This is a genomic window from Myxococcus sp. AB036A (assembly GCF_006547355.1).
GTDB classification, from domain to species: domain Bacteria; phylum Myxococcota; class Myxococcia; order Myxococcales; family Myxococcaceae; genus Myxococcus; species Myxococcus virescens.
On record NZ_VHLC01000001.1, the window covers coordinates 230,542 to 248,576 of the forward strand.

At 70.8% G+C, this 18,035-nt stretch carries 16 protein-coding genes; 9 read left to right on the forward strand and 7 right to left on the reverse strand.

The annotated features are described in order from the left end of the window. The first annotated feature begins 16 nt into the window (after positions 1-16). Positions 17-682 (forward strand): metallophosphoesterase, encoded by a 666-nt coding sequence (locus tag FL344_RS01010; protein WP_141589680.1) that lies wholly within the window; start codon positions 17-19, stop codon positions 680-682. 25 nt (positions 683-707) lie between these two features. On the opposite strand, the gene FL344_RS01015 is transcribed toward FL344_RS01010, so the two are convergent. Next, positions 708-2,000 (reverse strand): universal stress protein, encoded by a 1,293-nt coding sequence (locus FL344_RS01015; RefSeq protein ID WP_194862933.1) that lies wholly within the window; start codon positions 1,998-2,000, stop codon positions 708-710. A gap of 35 nt (positions 2,001-2,035) precedes the next feature. Then, positions 2,036-3,052, reverse strand: coding sequence for a 2-hydroxyacid dehydrogenase (locus tag FL344_RS01020; RefSeq protein WP_141589682.1), 1,017 nt, complete (start codon positions 3,050-3,052; stop codon positions 2,036-2,038). Between the two features lie 252 nt (positions 3,053-3,304). On the opposite strand from FL344_RS01020, the gene FL344_RS01025 reads away from it, so the two are divergent. From FL344_RS01025 to FL344_RS01035, 3 genes are all read left to right on the forward strand, one after another. Continuing rightward, entirely contained in the window at positions 3,305-4,651 is a 1,347-nt protein-coding gene (locus FL344_RS01025) for a nicotinate phosphoribosyltransferase (RefSeq protein WP_141617150.1), read from the forward strand. Between the two features lie 64 nt (positions 4,652-4,715). After that, the gene (locus FL344_RS38890) at positions 4,716-5,864 is read left to right on the forward strand and encodes a leucine-rich repeat domain-containing protein (protein ID WP_228564658.1); all 1,149 of its coding nucleotides are present in this window, start codon (positions 4,716-4,718) and stop codon (positions 5,862-5,864) included. After that, positions 5,840-7,096, forward strand: a complete 1,257-nt coding sequence (locus tag FL344_RS01035; RefSeq protein ID WP_141617151.1) for a hypothetical protein — start codon at positions 5,840-5,842, stop codon at positions 7,094-7,096. Before FL344_RS38890 ends, FL344_RS01035 begins: the two co-directional genes overlap by 25 nt. Positions 7,097-7,111: 15 nt before the next feature. On the opposite strand, the gene FL344_RS01040 is transcribed toward FL344_RS01035, so the two are convergent. After that, on the reverse strand, positions 7,112-7,987 hold the full coding sequence (locus FL344_RS01040) for a YIP1 family protein (protein ID WP_141617152.1): 876 nt from the start codon (positions 7,985-7,987) through the stop codon (positions 7,112-7,114). A gap of 99 nt (positions 7,988-8,086) precedes the next feature. Between FL344_RS01040 and FL344_RS01045 the strand changes: the two genes are divergently transcribed. Further along, complete coding sequence (locus tag FL344_RS01045; RefSeq protein ID WP_228564660.1) at positions 8,087-8,518, forward strand: energy transducer TonB; 432 nt, start codon at positions 8,087-8,089, stop codon at positions 8,516-8,518. Between the two features lie 38 nt (positions 8,519-8,556). On the opposite strand, the gene FL344_RS01050 is transcribed toward FL344_RS01045, so the two are convergent. Together FL344_RS01050 and FL344_RS01055 are read right to left on the reverse strand one after the other, a co-directional pair. Then, entirely contained in the window at positions 8,557-10,782 is a 2,226-nt protein-coding gene (locus FL344_RS01050; protein ID WP_141617154.1) for a serine hydrolase, read from the reverse strand. Further along, positions 10,779-12,272, reverse strand: coding sequence for an SGNH/GDSL hydrolase family protein (locus FL344_RS01055; protein WP_141617155.1), 1,494 nt, complete (start codon positions 12,270-12,272; stop codon positions 10,779-10,781). The genes FL344_RS01050 and FL344_RS01055 overlap by 4 nt, the downstream gene beginning before the upstream one ends. Positions 12,273-12,507: 235 nt before the next feature. Here FL344_RS01055 and FL344_RS01060 point away from each other — a divergent pair, with 235 nt between their 5' ends. The 4 genes from FL344_RS01060 (at position 12,508) to FL344_RS01075 (ending at position 15,570) form a co-directional block, all read left to right on the forward strand. After that, a complete protein-coding gene (locus FL344_RS01060; protein ID WP_141589689.1) occupies positions 12,508-12,861 on the forward strand; it encodes a helix-turn-helix domain-containing protein in 354 nt (117 codons plus the stop codon). 134 nt (positions 12,862-12,995) lie between these two features. After that, on the forward strand, positions 12,996-14,519 hold the full coding sequence (locus tag FL344_RS01065) for a GspE/PulE family protein (protein WP_228564662.1): 1,524 nt from the start codon (positions 12,996-12,998) through the stop codon (positions 14,517-14,519). Positions 14,520-14,545: 26 nt separating this feature from the next. Next, positions 14,546-15,208, forward strand: coding sequence for a PEGA domain-containing protein (locus FL344_RS01070; RefSeq protein ID WP_141617157.1), 663 nt, complete (start codon positions 14,546-14,548; stop codon positions 15,206-15,208). Further along, positions 15,205-15,570 (forward strand): response regulator, encoded by a 366-nt coding sequence (locus tag FL344_RS01075; protein WP_141589692.1) that lies wholly within the window; start codon positions 15,205-15,207, stop codon positions 15,568-15,570. The genes FL344_RS01070 and FL344_RS01075 overlap by 4 nt, the downstream gene beginning before the upstream one ends. A gap of 12 nt (positions 15,571-15,582) precedes the next feature. On the opposite strand, the gene FL344_RS01080 is transcribed toward FL344_RS01075, so the two are convergent. Both FL344_RS01080 and FL344_RS01085 read right to left on the reverse strand, forming a co-directional pair. Beyond that, complete coding sequence (locus FL344_RS01080) at positions 15,583-16,188, reverse strand: hypothetical protein (protein WP_090493824.1); 606 nt, start codon at positions 16,186-16,188, stop codon at positions 15,583-15,585. Between the two features lie 122 nt (positions 16,189-16,310). Further along, positions 16,311-17,771, reverse strand: coding sequence for a HAMP domain-containing sensor histidine kinase (locus tag FL344_RS01085; protein ID WP_141617158.1), 1,461 nt, complete (start codon positions 17,769-17,771; stop codon positions 16,311-16,313). Between the last annotated feature and the right edge of the window lie 264 nt (positions 17,772-18,035).

Below are 18,035 nucleotides of genomic sequence, written 5' to 3' on the forward strand. Positions count from 1 at the left end.
ATTAAAGGGAGAGCGGATGCGAACGCTCTTCATTGGAGACGTGCACGGGTGCGCGGAGGAGCTGGACGCGCTGCTGACGCAGTGCGCCTGGCAGCCGGACGACCGCGTGGTGCTGGTGGGAGACCTGGTGGCGAAGGGCCCGGACTCCGCCGGTGTGGTGCGCCGTGCGCGTGAGAAGGGCTTCCTGGCGGTGCGGGGCAACCATGACGCCCACGTGCTGCGCTGGCACGCAGGCCGTGGGCCGCGCGGCAAGAAGCTGAAGCCCGAGCATCAGCAGGTGCTGGACACCCTGACGCCCGAGGACTGGGCGTGGCTGGAGTCCCAGCCGCTGTACCGCTTCTTCCCCGAGCTGAACGTGGTCGCCGTGCACGGCGGGCTGGTGCCGGGCGTGCCGCTGGAGGCGCAGAAGGAAGACGAGCTGCTCAACCTGCGCAGCATCCTGCCGGATGGGACGCCGTCGAAGCGCGTGGACGCGGGCGCGCCCTGGGCCAGCCTGTGGCAGGGGCCGGAGCTGGTCATCTTCGGCCATGACGCCATGCGGGGCATCCAGCGGCACCCGTATGCGGTGGGGCTGGACTCCGGCTGCGTGTACGGCGGCAAGCTCTCCGCCTACGTGATGCCGGAGGGCCGCATCGTGTCCGTCCTGGCGAAGCGCGCCTACGTGGATGTGGACGCCTCCTGATTGAAGGAAGCGTCCACGCGCGTCATCACGTCGCCGGGGGCCGCACCACCAGCACGGGCCGGTCCGTGCGCAGCAGCAGGGACTGCGTCACCGAGCCCAGCACGGCGCGCTTCCAGCCCGACCGCCCATGCGTGCCCATGACGATGGCGCTCGCGCCCAGCCGCTCGGCCGTCTGCGCCAGCGTGGCCACCACGTCCTTGCTGCCGGGGATGATGCTCAGCCGCACGTTCCGGTCGTTCGCGCTCTTGGGGACGAGCGCCGAGAGCTGCTCGCGCATCTGGGCCTCCTCCTCGAGCGACGGCTTCGATTCCGTGGCGTGCACCAGGTGCACCGTGCCGCCCGGAGCCGTCAACGCGAAGGCATGGGCCACCGCGCGGTTGCCCGTCTCCGAGAAGTCCGTGGCCACCATCACCTCGCGGTACTCCGGCAGCGGCGTGTCCGTGCCCACCGCCATCGCCTGCGCGGGCACGCACACCACCGACATCCGCGCCAGCCGCAGCGCATGGCGCGACACGCTCCACAGCCGCCCCAGCGCGCGGCGGTGGTGCGTGCCCACCACCAACAGGTCCGCGTGCTCCTGCTCGGCCAGGTCCACCAGGTGGTCGGCGATGCGCCCCACGCCCACCTCCACGCGAGAGCGCACGGGCGTTCCGCCCTGGGCCAGCGGGGCCAGCAACTCCGCGCTCTCCCGCTCCAGCACCTGCTGCAGCTCGGGCAGGGCCTCACCGTAGGCCAAGGCCTGCCGCAGCCCCAGGCGGCGGGCTTCCTCCTCGGGCCAGTAGACGCGTCCGCCCACGACGTCCACCCGGCCCCCCTTGCTCAACGTCAGCACCCAGTCGCGCGCCGCCTCGAAGGGCAGGGAGCGGTCCACGCCGAGGAACACCTTCAGGGACCGCTCGCCCCGGACCCACGCCTCCAGCGGTGCAGGGTCGCGCATGACGAGCAGGGGCACCGTCAGCGACTGCGCCATCCGGTCCACCGTGCCACCCTCGCCCCCGAAGGGCGATTCGTCCGCGGGTCGCGATGCCACCACCAGCGAGGCACCCTGCTCCCGGCAGAACCCCTCCAGCATCACCGCCGGCTCGCCGGTGAGGAGCACGGGCTCCACCTTCACCCCCAACTGCTCCAGGCGCTTCGTCTCGTCGCTCAGCACCGCCTCGGCGGACCCCAACAGGGCCTTGCCGAAGGCGCGCACGGAGTCGGGGTTGAGGACATGAACCAGCCACAAGGACGTACCGGCCTTGCGAGCCAGCTCCGCGGCCAGCGTGGAGGCCCGCCGCGCGGAGTCGGAGAAGTTGGTGGCACAGACAATGGACATGGCAGCTCCAGGTTCGAAAGGGCGTGGAGTGGAAATCAACGCGCGCGGAGCACCTGCTCGGCGCGCACCTCGTTCACCAGGGGCTCGCCACGCTCAAAGGCCTGGAGGCTCGCCAGGGTCGTCTCGGCGATGTTGGCGAGCGCCTCATGGGTGAGGAAGGCCTGATGCGACGTGACGAGCACGTTCGGAAAGGTGAGCAGCCGCGCCAGCACGTCATCCTGGAGCACCTGCCCGGAGAGGTCCTGAAAGAAGACGCCCTCCTCTTCTTCATACACATCCAGTCCGGCGCCTCCGATGTGGCCAGACTTGAGCGCGGCGACCAGCGCCTTGCTGTCGATGAGCGCGCCGCGGCCAGTGTTGACGAGCACCACGCCCCGCTTCATCCGCGCCAGCGCCGCCGCGTCCACCAGGTGGCGCGTGCCCGGCGTCAGCGGGACATGCAACGAGAGGACGTCTGACTCGGAGAAGAGCGTGTCGAGCGGGGCGTAGCGCACGCCCAGCTCGCGCTCGAAGGCCGCGTCCGGCGCCACGTCGTAGCAGAGAACGTTGCAACCGAAGCCCTTGAAGATGCGCGCCGCCACGCGGCCGATGCGGCCCGTACCCACCACGCCCACCGTCTTGCCGGCGAGGTCGAACCCCACCAGCCCGTCGAGCGAGAAGTTCCAATCACGCACGCGCGAGAAGGCACGCGGGATGTGACGGTTGAGGGACATCACCAACGCCACCGCGTGCTCGGCCACCGCGTGGGGTGAGTACTCCGGCACGCGCGTGACGCGCATGTCCAGCCGCCGCGCCGCTTCGAGGTCCACGTGGTTGTAGCCCGCGGAGCGCGCCGCCACGAGCCGCACCCCACCCGCGTGCAGCACCTCCAGCGTGGCCGCGTCCACCTTGTCGTTGACGAAGGAACACACGGCGGGGAAGCCCTCCGCCAGTGGCGCCGTCTGGAGCGTCAGGCGCGGCTCGAAGTAGGTGAGCGCATGTCCGAAACGTGCGTTGGCTGCCTCCAGCGCGTCCCGGTCGTATCGGTGTGTGTCGAAGACAGCCACCCGCATGCCCGCTCCCCTGCCCGGCGAGTCATTCTCGCCGCGTGCCACCAGCGTCAATGCAAGGCCTGCTCCATGCAGCCCCCAGCCCGTCGGACCTCGACAGTCGCGCAAAAGATGCGCAGCCAGGGGGCGTGCGGCAAAAGCTGCACGAGCGGCGGGCGCCTGCTCGCCGGGCAGCGGACTTGTGGGAGCGCGCATCGAGACCAGGGCCTAGCTTGAGTTTCAGGCGCCAGTGCCCCTTCGAGCGGAGCCCCCGACATGACCTGGCCGGAAGACACCGCGCTGCTGACGGACCTCTACCAACTGACGATGACGGAGGCGTATCTCGAGGAGGGAATGTGGGACGAGGCCGTGTTCAGCCTCTTCGCGCGCAAGCTCCCGCCCCGGCGGAACTACCTGCTGGCGGCGGGGCTCGACGATGCGCTGAGGTACCTGGAGCACCTGCGCTTCGGCGCGGAGGCGCTGGACTGGCTGGCATCTCGAGGCCGCTTCTCGGACCGGCTGCTCGGGTGGCTCGAACGCTTCCGCTTCAGCGGTGACGTGGACGCCGTCGTGGAGGGCACGCCGGTGTTCGCCCAGGAGCCGCTGTTGGAGGTCCGCGCGCCCCTGCCAGAGGCGCAGCTGGTGGAGACGTACCTCCTCAACCAGGTGCACTTCCAGACGACCGTGGCCTCGAAGGCCGCGCGCGTGGTGACGGCCGCCGCCGGACGCCACGTCATGGACTTCGGCTTGCGGCGCTACCACGGCACGGACGCCGGGATGAAGGTGGCGCGCGCGGCGTACGTGGCGGGCGTGGACTCCACCTCCAACGTGCTGGCGGGGAAGGCGTATGGGATTCCGCTCGCCGGCACCATGGCGCACAGCTACGTGCAGTCGCACGACGACGAACTGGAGGCGTTCCGCGCCTTCGTGCGCGTCCATCCAAATGCCACGCTGCTGGTGGACACCTACGACACGCTGCGCGGCGTGCAACACGTCATCCGACTGGCGCGGGAGCTGGGCGAGGACTTCCAGGTGCGCTCCATCCGGCTGGACTCGGGAGATCTGCTCGCGTTGTCGAAGGCGGCGCGGGAGATGCTCGATGAAGCCGGCCTGGAGCAGGTGCGCGTGTATGCGAGCGGCGGACTGGACGAAGACGCGGTGGAGAGGCTGGTGACGCGCGGGGCGCCCATCGACAGCTTCGGCGTAGGCACGGCCATGGGCGTTTCGTCGGACGCGCCCGCGGTGGACATGGCCTACAAGCTGGTGGCGTACGCAGGGCGGCCCCGAGTGAAGCTGTCATCGGGGAAGCTGTTGCTCCCGGGCGCGAAGCAAATCTACCGGCGGGAGGTGGACGGCGTGGCGCGCGGCGACGTGCTCACGTGCAGGCAGGACACCGCGCCCGGAAGGCCCTTGCTCCAACCGGTGATGCGCGGGGGCCAGCGGTTGCCCGAGGCGTCACCGACACTGGAGGCCATCCGCGAATTCGCGCGAAGCGAACGCTCACGGCTTCCGCCCGAGATTCGCGCCTTGTCCCCCGCCCGGCCGCCCTATCCCGTGGAGCTGGGACAGGCGCTGCTGCGGGCTCGCGAGCACGAAGTGGAGCTGTGGTCCGCGGCGACGTGAGCCTCGGTGATGCGCACGGAACGGAGTCACTTGCCGGCATTTCGCCAAGGCGGTAGGCAACGCCATGGCGACCAAGAAGACCGCTCCACCACGAGCCTCCGCGGCGAAGGCGAAGAAGCCAGGCAAGGCGCCGCCTGTCCCCATCGAGACCGCGTGGCAGGACCTGGAGGCGACGCTGCGGAACACCTTGGGACAGAACGCCGCGGGCCAGCACCCGGCGGACCTGGAACCCATGCACATGACCTTCGAGCATGCGCCCGACCTGAGCTCGCTCCTTCCGGAGGACTATCAGCGCTTCGTCGAGGCCTTGGGCTATCGCTGGGTGACCACCGGCAAGAAGGGCCTGAGCTTCCTGCCCCCGCGCTGGCGCATCCAGGCCTCGGAAGGCATGGGCGAACCTGGACGGCAGTGGACGACCGTCCGGGAGGAGCGCGAGGCGGGCCGGTACACCTACCGCTTCGTGATGTTCGCGTCCGAGGACCTCAATGACGTCAACGGCTACTGCTTCGGCAAGAGCGCGCACGACGACGCGCTGGTCGTCTGGTCCGTGGAAGACAGCCTGCCCACGCTCGAACTGGGGCCCTTCTCGCCATGGCTCACCAAGAAGCTCGCGGCGCTGAGCAAGGGCGCCTCCACGAAACCGAGCGGCAAGAAAGTCCCTTCGCTGGGAGACCCGCTGGGCCTGATGCAGGAGTCTCTCGGTGAAGCCGCCGCGAAGGCCCGCGACCAGGGGGCCGCGGCCATCCTGGACACCTTCCCCCGAGACACGAAGGACATCTTCCTCCTGGGGCGGAAGCTCGGCGTCGTCCCGGAGCTGATCGGCGAGTTCTCCGAGCTGGAGCGCCTGACGCTGAAGCACGCACAACTGACGCAGGTGTCCGGCGCGCTGAGCCGGCTCACGAAGCTGAAACAACTCGACCTCGCCTGGAACCCGAAGCTGGAGACGCTTCCTCCCGAGCTCGGGCAGTTGGAGGGGCTGGAATCCCTCAGCCTGGACAACACCGGCGTTCGCACGCTCCCGGAGGCGGTAGGCCAGCTCACGCGCTTGAGGTCCCTGGGCCTCAAGGCCACGCCCATGACGACCCTGCCGCCATGGCTGTCCCGGATGAGCAGCCTCAAGAGCCTGGACCTCTACCAGACCTCCCTTCCCCTCGAAGAAGTCGAGGCCCTGCGCAAGGCGCTCCCCGAATGCAACGTGGGCTTCCGGACGTGAAGCGCGAACCCACCAGGGAGGCAAGCGACGAGGTCCAGATGACCCCGGTGCGCCTTTCGGGTACTCCTGGGGTGGCTTCCTCTGAGGCCCAACCATCTGCCATGGTGAAGGGCCGTTTTCCGCTGGAGCGCAACATGAGTCGCCATCTCGGCCCCGCCGTCATCCTTGGCTCGACGCTGCTTCTGGGCAGCGCCTGCAAGAAGTCCGAGGACCCCGCCCCCGAGCCCTCCGCCACTCCGCCTCCGGCGCCCACCGAGCCCGCGCCTGGCTACACCCTGTCCTTCCTCGAAGCCGCGTCGCCCTCGGGATGTACTTGGATTCGCCACGAGTCGTCGGGCACACGCAAGCCGCTCGCCACCGTGGACGCGGTGTGCGAGCGGCTCAAGCTGGCCTGGGGGCCGCGTGGTCGGCAGGGCCTGGTGATGGACCGGGGCAACGGCGAGCTGCCTCCGCGCGCCTGGCAGGTGGACTTCGAATCCGGCCAGAGCACCCGGCTGCTGCTGCCCGAGCTCGGCCACACCGACACGCTGGGCTTCGACGAAGCGGGCCACGTCGTCGCGCTGGTGTCGCAGTTGGAGGACCTGCCGCGGAAGATGGAGAGCGGCAGTGAGTACTTCCTCTTCGAGGGCAAGCGCTTCCTCCTCCCGGAGGCGGACGGCAGCCCGGGTCTGGCGCACGCGTACCGCCACGAGGCCGGCCAGTGGAAGCACCTGGAGACGGTGGCCACGCTGTATGAGGTGGACGGTGCCCTGGGCACGGAAGCCCTGGCCACGGCCAGCCGGCTGACGTCCTCCACCTTCAGCCAGGACGCGGACCGGCTCTCCGAGTCGGAGCTGGAGGAAGGCAACGAAGACGCGGCCCGGCTGGACGCGGTGGTGAAGGACCGGGGCCACACGGCCTACGGCATGTGGGTCTCCATGGAGACGCACCAGGGCCCGCTCTACTCCTGGGAAGCCACGGGCGAGCTGCCCACGCTCATGCTCCCGCTGCGCTGGGAGGTGAACGACCGGCTGGTGGAGCCTGAGCAACTGGCGCTCGCGCCCACGTCGACCGTGGCGCTGCGGATGCGCGGACGCCTGCTGCTGGTCTCCGCCGAGCAGGCCGCCCGCGTCTACGACGCGAAGACGAAGAAGCGCATCGCCGCGTTGGAGAACGTCCACGGCACGCGCTTCTGGCCCCAGCAGCGGACCGTCACCGCGGCGGCGCCCGCCAGCACGGTGACGGAGCCGTAGCACCCGCGCGGCGAACTACCCGCCGATGCTGGCGCCCACGACCGCAATCACCGCGTAGGCAGCGAAGAACAGACCACAGGAGAGCAGCGGCACCGCCAGGGCCGCCACCGCCGCGGTGCTCCAGCCCGTGCGGTGCAGGCTCCGGTACGCGTAGATGCGCAGCCCCAGGGCCCAGAAGGGCGCGCCATACATGCCACAGAAGGGAATCAGCCCCATCATGTAGGGCGATAGCGACAGGGCATTGGCGCGCAGGGTGACCGCGAAGGGCCGACCAGTGCCATCCATCCGGAACACGAGGTGGTCCAGCGCGGAGTTGATGAGCGCGACGAGCATGCCCACGGCGGGCACCAGCACCATCGTCACCCCGAACACCCCGACTCCGGCCAGCCGGAACCGGCTCTGGGAGATGTTGTCGCCATCCATCATCTCACGCGGGATGGCGAAGAGGAGGGCCAGGTAGAAGAGCGCCGTGGTGAAGGAGGCGGCCAGGTTGGACAGCGCCACGAAGCCCAGGGAGCTGCCTACCGAACCCTCCGGCCGCGCGCGCTCGAAGGTGGCCGAGGGACGCAGCATCACCGCCACACAGGTCTGCCAGTACGCCCGCAGGGTCCCCAACTCATCGCGCCGGTCCCACGGCAGGGCATCTGCGGGCACGCGGTCATGACACGCTGCGCACAGGGGCTCGTCCCAGGGCCCCTTCCGCAGGCACTGCGCGCACGCGAAGCTGCCGCACCGGCCACACGCATGCAGGCTGAGCAGCTCCGGGTGGACGGCACACACGGGGTCCGCGGAGCCTGGCGTGGCCTCCTTCAGAAGAGACGCACCGCACCACGCGCAGCTCTGCGCGCCTGGGACGGCGAAGGCCTGACAACTGGGACACGGGATGCGCATACGTGCCCTCATCCTCGCATGGGTGCCCGCCGGGGCGTCAGGGTGTCGGCATCACGCTTTCGCCCCACCCCACTCACGCTTAAAGGAGGGACCATGCACATGCCCGGGCTTGTCTCCCTCCTCCTGCTGTCCGCGCCCGTCCTGGCCGCCGAGCCCGCGACGCAGGACAACGCGGCATTCGAAGCCGAACTCCAGCGCAACCTGGAGGCCTTCGAGGAGACCGTGGACCGCAGCCAGCCCATCCCCTGCGGCCGCCCGCCGATGCGCCCCGAGCGAATCAAGGGAGAGGACCTCCAGTTCGCCCCTTCGCGGCTCACCCGCGTCAAGGAGACCACCTATCAGCTCAGGTGCACCTTCCATCTCGACGGGACGGCCACCGACTGCCGGATGCTCAAGCCCGGAGTGGGCCTGGACGCGAAGAACCGCGAAACCATCAAGCAGTGGCGCTTCAAGCCGGCCACCTACAAGGACAAGCCCATCGCGACGACCTGCACCGTGTCCGGCAAGCTGAAGCCACGGCCGGAGAACTGAGCCGCCTCCGCCGGAGTCATGGGCTCCGGCGGTGATGCTCACTTCCCCGTGGGCACCAGCCCATGGTCATCCGGCACGGGGCCGCTGGCGCCCGGCACCTCGGGGACGGAGGGCGCCGGCGCGGCTTCCGGCCTGGGCGCCTCACGCGCCCGCTTCGCCTCACGCAGGGCCGCGGTGGCCGCCGCCTTCCGGCCCAGGGACTGCTCCCGCTTCGCCAACGCATCCCACAATTCGGGCGCATCCGGATGCAGCGCCACGCCCGCGCGCAGCAGACCCGCCGCCACCGCGGTGGACTCCGCGGTGATGAGGCGCTTCAGGAAGTTCCGAGGCGCGAGCGCCAGTGTGCCCTGCGGCGTGGCCACGGCCTCGCGCAGATGCGGCAGCACGGCCTCCTCGGGGTTCGCCGCGAGCAACGCCTCAGCCAGGGCCCAGCGCGCATCCAGGCCCCGGGGATGCAGCTCCACTGCCCGCTCCAACCAGCGCCGCCGCGCCGCGGGCTGCTTGCGCCAGGCGAAGCCCTCCGCGATGCGCAGCAACTCGTCTGAGTAATCCGGATGGAACCCCGGCGACGCGGTGACGGCCTTGCGCAGCGCGGCCCAGCGAGCCTCCGGGTTCTTCTCCTCGTCCAGGCGCAGGCGCTGGAGGTCGGGCAACTGCGCGCGCTTCCAGCTCGCGGCCAGACGGAGCACGTCCGCGCGCAGCGGCTCGCCGATGCGCTCCGCCTCTGGAACCTGCTTCGCGTCACAAGCGGCCAGGTAATCCTCGAAGAACGCCAGCGGTCCTTCGACGGTGTAGTCCTTCAGCCGAGCCGCGCCGTGGACCTTCTCCAACGTGCGGGCCATGTGCGCGCCCACGCGGATGAAGAGGGCGCGCAGACGCGGGTCATGCCCGCTTCGGACGCGCTCCAGCGCCGCCCGGGGGTCCCGGCCAATCTCCTTCCGGTTCAGCATCGCGGACACCTGGGCGAAGGCGCCGGGCAGGTCCGTCTCCTCCGGCAGCACGCCCGGGCCTCGCGTGGCCCACTGGAAATAGGACAGCCCATAGCTGGCGACGCGGCTGAGCCCTTCGTGCACCACCGCGTCCACCGGGTCCGCCACGTAGGCATCGCGGCGGGTGTTGCCCTCCTCCAGCACCTGCTCCATCAATCGGATGGACAGCCGGCGCATGCGCCGCGCCTCGCCCTCCACGTTGGAGGCCAGGGCAATCACCGTGTCCTCGGCGGGGAGCATCATCAGCAGCGTGGTCGTCTCGGGCTGGCCGCCCGCGTGGGCCACCACGTAGTGGCCGCGCAGCGGATACGTCGCGAAGCCCATGCCGTAGTCGGTGAGGCGCCCGTCGGCGGTGGACATGGACGTCTGCATGCGGCCCATCGTCTCGCGCGACACCAGGGTGTGCGCCAGCACGGCGCGGCCGAAGCCCAGCATGTCCCCCACCGTGGCGCGGGTGCCACCACCGGCGAAGCGGCTGGACACGTCGAGGAAGCGCGACGGCTTCAGCGCCGCCCCCTGGACGCGGTAGCCCTTGGCCTGGTGCTCATCGCGCGTGGCGGTGATGTCCAGGTCCGCGTTCGGCATGCCCGCAGGCTTGAAGATGTGCTCGCGCAGGTAGTCGCGGTAGGACTGGCCGGAGGCCGTCTCCACCGCCGCGCCCAGCAGGTTGTAGCCCCACGTCGTGTACAGGTAGCGGGTGCGCGGCTCGAAGGCGAGCGGCTTGCCCGCGAAGGCGGCGATGGCCGCCTCCGTGCTCACCGCCTTCACGTTGCGGGTGGACGCCACCCCGTCATAGGTGGGCACGCCGCTCACGTGGCCCAGCAGGTCCCTCACCGTGACGGGCCACTGCTTGGCCGGATAGGCCGGCACCAGGGTGGAGATGTCCGCGTCCAGGCTCAGCTTCCCCTGCTCCACCAACTGCAGCACCGCCACCGCCGTGAAGGACTTGGTGACGGACGCCATACGGTACGTGGTGCGCGGCGTCGCGGGCAGCTTGCGGCCCACGTCGCGAAGGCCATAGGCACACACCCAGCGCTCCGCGCCGCGTGTCACGCCCACGGACAGCCCCGCGACGGGCCCCTGTGACAGCTCCGCGCGGACGACCGCGTCCAGGGCGCCGCGCACTTTCTCGGAGAAGGCCCGAGGGGACTGCTCGGCGTCGAGGCTGGCGGGCTCACACACCATCCCCAGCGAGGCCCGAGGCGCCGCCAGGGACACGGGCCCCGCGAGCCCCAGGAGCACCGCGGCCCCATACCGCACGAACGCAAGTCTCATGGCGTGGCCTCCGCGCTGGGCTCGGACACCCCGGAGGGCACGGCTCCCGCCCCCGAGGGCGTGGGCATCACCGCCGCGACACCCCGCGCGGGCGGCGGCGTCTCCACATAGGCGCGCAGCAGCGCGTCGGTGACCAGGTGCCCCAACACGTCCAGGCCCGCGCCGCGCGGATGCACCAGGTCGTCATGCATGTAGCCGGACGCATGGAAGCGCGCGAGCGCCCCCTTTCCGCCCATGGCGGCGTAGAAGTCGAAGAAGGCACACCCTTCGGCGAGCGCGACCTCCCGCTCGGCGGCGTTGACCGCCTCCAGCGAGGGACGCTGCGTCAGCGCCTGAGCCTTCGCGCCGGGCCCCTTCACCGCGTCCATGGGCCCCACCAGCAGGCACGCGCTTCCGGGCGCCGCCTCCCGCGCGCGGCGGAGCAGCGCCCGCAGGTCCGTGCGCAGCTTCTCCATGTCCAGGCGCTTCCATTCGATGCGCTTGGACTCGTTGCCCCCCAGGAAGAAGACGAGCAACTGGGGCGAACGCTCCGCGAGCTGGGACGTGAGCGTGGCGCCGTCGATGCGTGCATAGAGGCTCGCATCCGACGAAGGCACGCCCAGCGTGTCCAGGACGATGCCGGGCCGCGCGTGCTGCAACACCACGCCCTGCACCACCGCGCCCTGTCCCTCGGCCACCACGTCCAGCGTCTGTGCGTCCTCGGGCAGCTCGAAGTGGGTGGCGCGCGACAAGCCGCTTCCCGTGGGCTCGGTCCGCGCCAGCACCTTGCCGCCACTGGAGAGGCTGACCGCGCCCGCGCCGGGCACGTCCAGCCACCACAGCGTTCCGCGCGGCTCGCCATCCAGCTTGAAGCGGCTGCGGGCCTTGGCGCTCGTGGCCACGTGATACACGCCGGTGATACCGAAGGCGTGCGGAGGCGCGCGCAGCTCGCCCAGGGTGCGCGGCTGCCACCCACTGCTGCTGGCGCTGGTGCGGCCTCGCCCGCCGTAGGGCGCCATGCGGTCCACGAGCAACACGCCCCGGCCCGCGCTTCCGAACGCCGTGGCCAGGTCGTCGCGCAGGACGTCCACGATGCGGTCCCCGGCAATCAGCGAGTTGCCAAAGGCCTCGATGACGACGGGGCGGGTGGCGGTGCCCGCGGCCAACGCATCCAGCGACGCGAAGAAGGGCGCCAGCGCCGTGCGCGCGCAGCCGTTCCCCAGGGGTGCCACGCAGGGGTCTTCCACCTTCGCACCGGGCGCGCCCAGCTTCTCGGCCAGGGCCTGGACCTCGGCGGTCCGTTCGGGACGCACAGGCATCCGCCGGCGAACCTCTGGTACGGGGGACGGTCGCGGCGGTTCAGCGGGGCGCACGACCGGTGCCTCTGGCGCGGAAGCAGGGGGTGTGGCGGCGCGAGGAGAGGACCCGATGTCACAGGCGGTCAACAGGCCACCGAGCAGGACCGGGAACCAGGTCCGCCGGCCGCTCCGCCCGACTTCCGAATGCGTCATGTAGTCGGCAGCGTAGACGAAAGCCCCTGCGTGCGCATGTTCCCGGCCACCGTCTCCCCGCCTGCTGGAGGAGCAGCCCCAGCGCCCACCCTCCGCGGCCCTGGCAGCGGTGGAGTGGATGCCTGTGAGTCAACGGAAGTCGCGGGAGAAACAGCCCGGCGCAAATGCAAGGTCAAGCCCCGAACATCCTCCCTTCACTTGCGACCGAGATACCCCAAATTATCCGCTCCCTCTTATGGAGAAACGGAACAACAGGGTCGCGAACTGGACGCGGTTGCACCGCCGGTTTGGCGACCACGTGCGCAAGCTTCGGGCGGCCCGGGAGCTTACGCAGGAAGCGCTCGCGGAACGCAGCGACCTCTCCGTGGACGCCATCCGCCGGATTGAGCGCGGTTCGTTTTCTCCGTCCCTGGACACCCTGGGCAAGCTCTCCAAGGGGCTCGACGTCTCCTTGAAGACGCTCTTCCAGGGCTTCGAGCGCGAGCGCTCCAACGCCGTGGCGGAGATCTGCGACTTCCTGTCCCTGCGGTCGGGCCGCGAGGTCGAGCTCGCCTGGCGCGTCATCCAGGCCATGTTCGAGGAGCGCTGAACCGCACAGGGGTTCCCAGGGGGTCAGGACACGCCCATCCGTCCTGACCCTCCGGGGTCCGCAACCCAGACCCCGGGGACTTTTGAGAGCACGCCAACCGCGATGGTAGCGTGCGGCGCCTCATGACCCCGCTGATGAATCGAGTCGCGAGCCTGCTGTGGGCCCTGACGGTCCTCGTGGTGGTGGGCGGCGTCGGCATGTGGGCCTACCGGCATTCGTCGCTGGGCGCCGCCACGTTCCTCCAGGAGGGCGGGCGCTACCTCCAGGCCGTGCTGTCGCCGCTGCTCGCGGGCAGCGTGGCCTTGGCGTTCGGTCTGAGCTACGCCTCCGGCGTGGTGGCTCGCCGCGCACGGCACCGCGCCCCCCGGCCCAAGCCACTGCCCAAGGGCCCCAGCATCTCCCCGCTCGAGGTGCTCACCCATGACACGGCCACCGCCGTCAGGACCCTGCTCAAGGACCTGGGCCAGCGGCTGGGCCGCATCGCCGCGAAGCCGGACCCAGACATCATCGCCTTCATGGGCCAGTTGATGGACGGCGCCATCCGCCTGGGCGCCAGCGACATCCACATCCATCCGCTGGAAGCAGGCACGCGCATCGCGTTCCGCCTGCACGGCGTGCTGGAGGAAGTGCTCTCCTTCCCGCGCGAGCACCACTCGCGGCTCATCAACCGCGTCAAGGTCCTCGCGAAGCTGGCGCTGTACGACCTGGACAAGCCCCAGGACGGACACTTCCCGTGGACCACGGACGACGGCCCCGCGGACATCCGCGTGTCCATCCTCCCCACCAACCACGGCCCCGCGGTGGCGCTGCGCATCGCCCGCACCGGCGTGCGGCTGCCCCAACTGCCGGCGCTCGGCTTCCCCGACGCGTTGCTCACGAAGTACCAGGAGCTGCTCGCGCTGCCGCAGGGCCTCATCCTGGTGGCGGGCGCCACCGGCAGCGGCAAGACGACGTCGCTGTATGCCTCGCTGGGCCACATCCAGCAGTCGCGCGGCGAGCTCACGCGAATCGCCACCATCGAAGACCCCATCGAGTTCGACGTCCCCCTCTTCGCGCAGACGCAGGTCAACGCCGCGCAGGGCTTCACCTTCGCGCAGGGCCTGCGCGCGGTGCTGCGGCAGGACCCCAACGTCATCATGGTGGGTGAGATTCGCGACTCGGAGACGGCGCGCACGGCCATCCAGGCGGGCCTCAGCGGCCACCTGCTGCTCAGCACCATCCACGCCAACTCCGCCGCGGGCGCGTTCAACCGCTTCATCGACATGGGCGTGGAGCCCTTCCTACTCGCCTCCGCGACGGTGGCCACCCTCTCGCAGCGGCTGGTGCGCAGCCTCTGCCCCCACTGCCGCGCGCCCCTGCCCCTGACGCCCGAGGAAGCGGTGCGGCTGGATGCCGCCGGAATCCGGCGCGGGAACTTCTTCGGCCCCGTGGGGTGTGAACGCTGCGAGGGCAGCGGCTACCTGGGCCGCACCGCCCTCTACGAAATGCTCGTGGTCTCCCAGGGCATCCGCGACGCCATCAACGCCAAGGTGCCCAGCTCCCGCATCCAGGAGCTCGCGGTCCAGGAGGGCATGGTGCCCCTGCTGGCCGCGGGCGTCGAACGCGCACGCACGGGCGACACGTCGCTGCGCGAAGTGTTCCGCGTCGTTGGCGGCTGAGCCCTCTCTCCAGGAAGCGACCTCACGTGAACACCCCTCCCTTTCCCCGCGGCCCCGTCACGGAAGCATCATCCGACTCCGATGCCTGGTCCCAGTCACTGATGGGGCGCACCGAGGAGTTGGCCCACCTCCAGGCGCAGACGCCCCAGGAGGCCGAGCCCGCCGAGCCGCCCGCGCCCCAGGCCCAGCCCCGGAGGCGGACCTTCCAGGCACCGCCACCGCCGCCGCCGCCCAGCCCGCTGGCCGCCGTCCTCAAGCTCTGCGGCGCGGCCGCGGGCCTGCTGGCCGCGAGCCTCCTCGTGCTCCCCGCGCTCCGGCAGGCCGGAGAGCCCCCCGTCACCCCGGAGGAGGTGGCCGCCGCCCGCCCCGAGACGACGCTGGCCCCGAGCTTCGACCCACCTTCGGGGGTCCGCGAGGGAGAGGTCCGTGAGCAGCGCGCGTTCATGGAAGGCGCCAGCCTGCTCATGGTCGACTCCGCTCCGTCGGGCGCGACAGTTTCTGTGAACGGTCGAACCGAAGGCACTACGCCGCTGTCGGTGACGCTGGAGTGCGTGACAGACGCGCCGGTTACGGTGAAGCTCACGCGCCGAGGCTTCAGCTCCCTGGAACACACGCTCCCATGCCGTCACGACACCATGACCCAGCTCTTCGGAAGGCTGCGCAAGGGGAAGAGCAGCGCGAAGCCGTGAGCGCCGCGTCCCCTACCGTGCTCGTCGTGGACGACGACGCCGACATCCGAGAGGCCGTCCAGGACATCCTGTCCTTCGAAGGCTACGCCGTGGCCCAGGCCGCCAACGGCCAGGAGGCCCTGGAGCTGCTGACCGGGCCCCACGCGGTGCGGCCGTGCCTCATCCTGTTGGACCTGATGATGCCCGTCATGGACGGCGAGGAGTTCGTCGGCCGGATTCAGCAGGAGCAGCGCCTGGCGGAGCTGCCCATCATCCTCGTCACGGCGAGCGGCCGCGCCCACCTGCCCGGTGTCCGCGCCGTCCTCAAGAAGCCCTTCGACATGGACGTGCTGCTGAGCACGGTGGGCGAACACCGCCACTGACGGACGTCCCCTTCAGGAGCGCCGCTCTCCCATCAACATCGCGGCCACCTGCGGGTCCAACTGGAAGGACTCGAAGAAGCGGTCCGCGTCCTGGGGCGGCTTGCCCTCCGGGTGCAGCAGCAACTGCTGGTAGAGCCGGGGCCCCACCAGGAAGAAGCGTCCGCGCAGGTGGCGCGGGCCGGACACGCCCTCCACCTCCCAGCCCGGGAAGCCACTCAGCACCAGCGGCCGCGCGGACAGCCCGGTGGCGCCCAGCGCCTCCAGCGCCCCGTGGCTGGCTCGGGCCACCACGTCACGCGGGTCCGCCTGGGACACCGCGGCCGCGGGGAAGTCCGTGTAGGAGACGTAGTAGGCGGTATCCACCTCCGGCCGCACGGCGATGAAGGTGTGGAGTGTCACCGCGCCGACATCCGTCTCCTGCGAACGGCGCTCCTCGCTCACCGGCCCGGGAATCGCGACGGAGAAGCCCCCTTCCGTGGACCGGACGACAGGCTCGGCGGCCCGCGGGGCTTCGGGCTTCGCGGCGGCGGTCGGTGCCTGCTGGCGGGAGGCACACGCCCCCAGCCCTCCCAGGGCCAGGAGGGCGGCGAGCGGCGCGGCGCGGCGCGGGGTCTTCATAAGGGCAGGCGACTCCTGAAGGTTGGACCCCGAAGGTACGTCGGGCCTTGCGGGAACGCATCCGCCGTCTACACGCGGACGCGCGCCATGCGACGCTTCGCGCCAACCTGGGGGCAGCCCCCTCAGTGCAGGGTGTCCTCGGGGGACGTCAGCCCCGCGTCCTCTTCGGCATGCCGAACGGCCTCGGTGGCCACGGCCAGCCGCACGCAGAAGACGGAGCCATGGCCGGGCTGGCTCGTCACGTCGATGCTGCCCCCATGCCCCTCGACGATGCGCCGGGCCACCGACAGGCCCAGACCCACGCCCGGGGCGCGCTGACGGGCGTTGCCGGTGCGCTGGAAGGGCGCGAAGAGCAGGCGCATCTCCTCCTCGGAAATGCCGATGCCCTGGTCCGTCACGCAAAGGACGGCCGTGTCCTGTTCGCGGCGCACGGACACCTCCACGGTGCTGCCCGCTGGCGAGTACTTCAGCGCGTTGCTGATGAGGTTGTGGAGCACCTGCTCCAGCCGGGCCGGGTCCGCGCGAACCGGCACGGACACGTCCGGCAGGATGAGACGGAGGCCATGGCCGGTGTCGCCGGAGCGGTAGAGTTCCACCACCTCGCGGGCCAGCTCACGTGCGTCCCGCACCTCCGGGCGCAGCTCCAACCTGCCGGCTTCGATGCGGGTGGCATCGAGCAGGTCGCCCACCATGCGGTCCAGCCGCTCCACCTGCCGCCCTACCAGGGCCAGGGTGCGGTCCATGCGCTCGGGCGTGAGCTGGGCGCGGCTGCGGTCCGACAGGGCTGTGGACAACTTGAGGGCGGACAGCGGATTGCGCAGCTCGTGCGCCACGCCCGCGAGGAACGCGAGCTGCTGCTCCTGCTGGTGGGCCAGGCTGTTGGCCATCTCGTTGAACGTGCGAGCCATGTCCCGCAGCTCGGTGGGCCCGGCCTCCGGGGCCCGGGCGCGCCTGCAGCCCGCGCCGAAGCGGCGCATGGACTGGCTGATGTCCCGCAGCGGCTGGAGCGCCACGCGCCGCAGCAGCACGCTCACGACGAGCACGCCCAACAGCAGCAAGCCGCAGAGCACCACACCCACGGAGTCCGCCATGTTGTTCCACCGCTCCGCTTCCGAGCGGGCCACGCGCGCGCGCTCCACGTTGATGGAGCTGACCTCCTCCAGGCCACCCAACGCGGCGTCCAGCGCCGGGCCCGCCTCCTGCTCCGCGCGCACCGGGTCCCATTGGGCGGAGAAGTAGACGTCCACGTCCTCGCGGACAGCGTCGAGCCGCTGACGCTCCGCCGCCGTCGAGGCGATGCGTCGCAGCTCCCCCATCTGCCGGTACAGTGAGGCCTCCAGTTCGAACCGCGACAGCCCGTCCGGGCCACGGGGCACCTTGGCGGGGCCTTCCCGGACCATCCGGTCATGCGCCAGCAGACCCACCTCCAGCTCCTCGGACACCCGGATGCCCCCGAAGGCGACCCCCAGGGTCGCGGCCGAACGGTCGAGCACGCTCGTCAGGACGATGAGCAGGGTGGCGGCCGCCAGTGTCACCAACGTCAGCACCCCCATGGTGGCGGCGAGCCAGGAGCGCAGGCTCATGGAGCCGCCCCGGGCGGAACGAGGGCCATCTGAAACACGGGGCAGACCCGAAGGGACCTTCACGCACGCTCCTCACGGGGTTCCCAGACACGAGGGCCACCCCCATTGCTGAGAGGAGCAACACCGCCAATGCCCACGGGATTCGCGGACCAGGCAGCAAGCGGGCACGCCTGACCCGTTCCCTGAAAGGGGACATCACCGGATGGCGCCAGCCGTGCTAGGGAGGGGCGATACGTGGCCGGCAAGCGCCCTGGCCGACGAGCG

Bases quoted from the DNA above. Each gene is read 5' to 3' on its own strand.
- FL344_RS01010 (WP_141589680.1), top strand. From the start codon at position 17: ATGCGAACGCTCTTCATTGGAGACGTGCACGGGTGCGCGGAGGAGCTG.
- FL344_RS01015 (WP_194862933.1), bottom strand. From the start codon at position 2,000: ATGTCCATTGTCTGTGCCACCAACTTCTCCGACTCCGCGCGGCGGGCC.
- FL344_RS01020 (WP_141589682.1), bottom strand. From the start codon at position 3,052: ATGCGGGTGGCTGTCTTCGACACACACCGATACGACCGGGACGCGCTG.
- FL344_RS01025 (WP_141617150.1), top strand. From the start codon at position 3,305: ATGACCTGGCCGGAAGACACCGCGCTGCTGACGGACCTCTACCAACTG.
- FL344_RS38890 (WP_228564658.1), top strand. From the start codon at position 4,716: ATGGCGACCAAGAAGACCGCTCCACCACGAGCCTCCGCGGCGAAGGCG.
- FL344_RS01035 (WP_141617151.1), top strand. From the start codon at position 5,840: ATGCAACGTGGGCTTCCGGACGTGAAGCGCGAACCCACCAGGGAGGCA.
- FL344_RS01040 (WP_141617152.1), bottom strand. From the start codon at position 7,987: ATGCGCATCCCGTGTCCCAGTTGTCAGGCCTTCGCCGTCCCAGGCGCG.
- FL344_RS01045 (WP_228564660.1), top strand. From the start codon at position 8,087: ATGCCCGGGCTTGTCTCCCTCCTCCTGCTGTCCGCGCCCGTCCTGGCC.
- FL344_RS01050 (WP_141617154.1), bottom strand. From the start codon at position 10,782: ATGAGACTTGCGTTCGTGCGGTATGGGGCCGCGGTGCTCCTGGGGCTC.
- FL344_RS01055 (WP_141617155.1), bottom strand. From the start codon at position 12,272: ATGACGCATTCGGAAGTCGGGCGGAGCGGCCGGCGGACCTGGTTCCCG.
- FL344_RS01060 (WP_141589689.1), top strand. From the start codon at position 12,508: ATGGAGAAACGGAACAACAGGGTCGCGAACTGGACGCGGTTGCACCGC.
- FL344_RS01065 (WP_228564662.1), top strand. From the start codon at position 12,996: ATGAATCGAGTCGCGAGCCTGCTGTGGGCCCTGACGGTCCTCGTGGTG.
- FL344_RS01080 (WP_090493824.1), bottom strand. From the start codon at position 16,188: ATGAAGACCCCGCGCCGCGCCGCGCCGCTCGCCGCCCTCCTGGCCCTG.
- FL344_RS01085 (WP_141617158.1), bottom strand. From the start codon at position 17,771: ATGAGCCTGCGCTCCTGGCTCGCCGCCACCATGGGGGTGCTGACGTTG.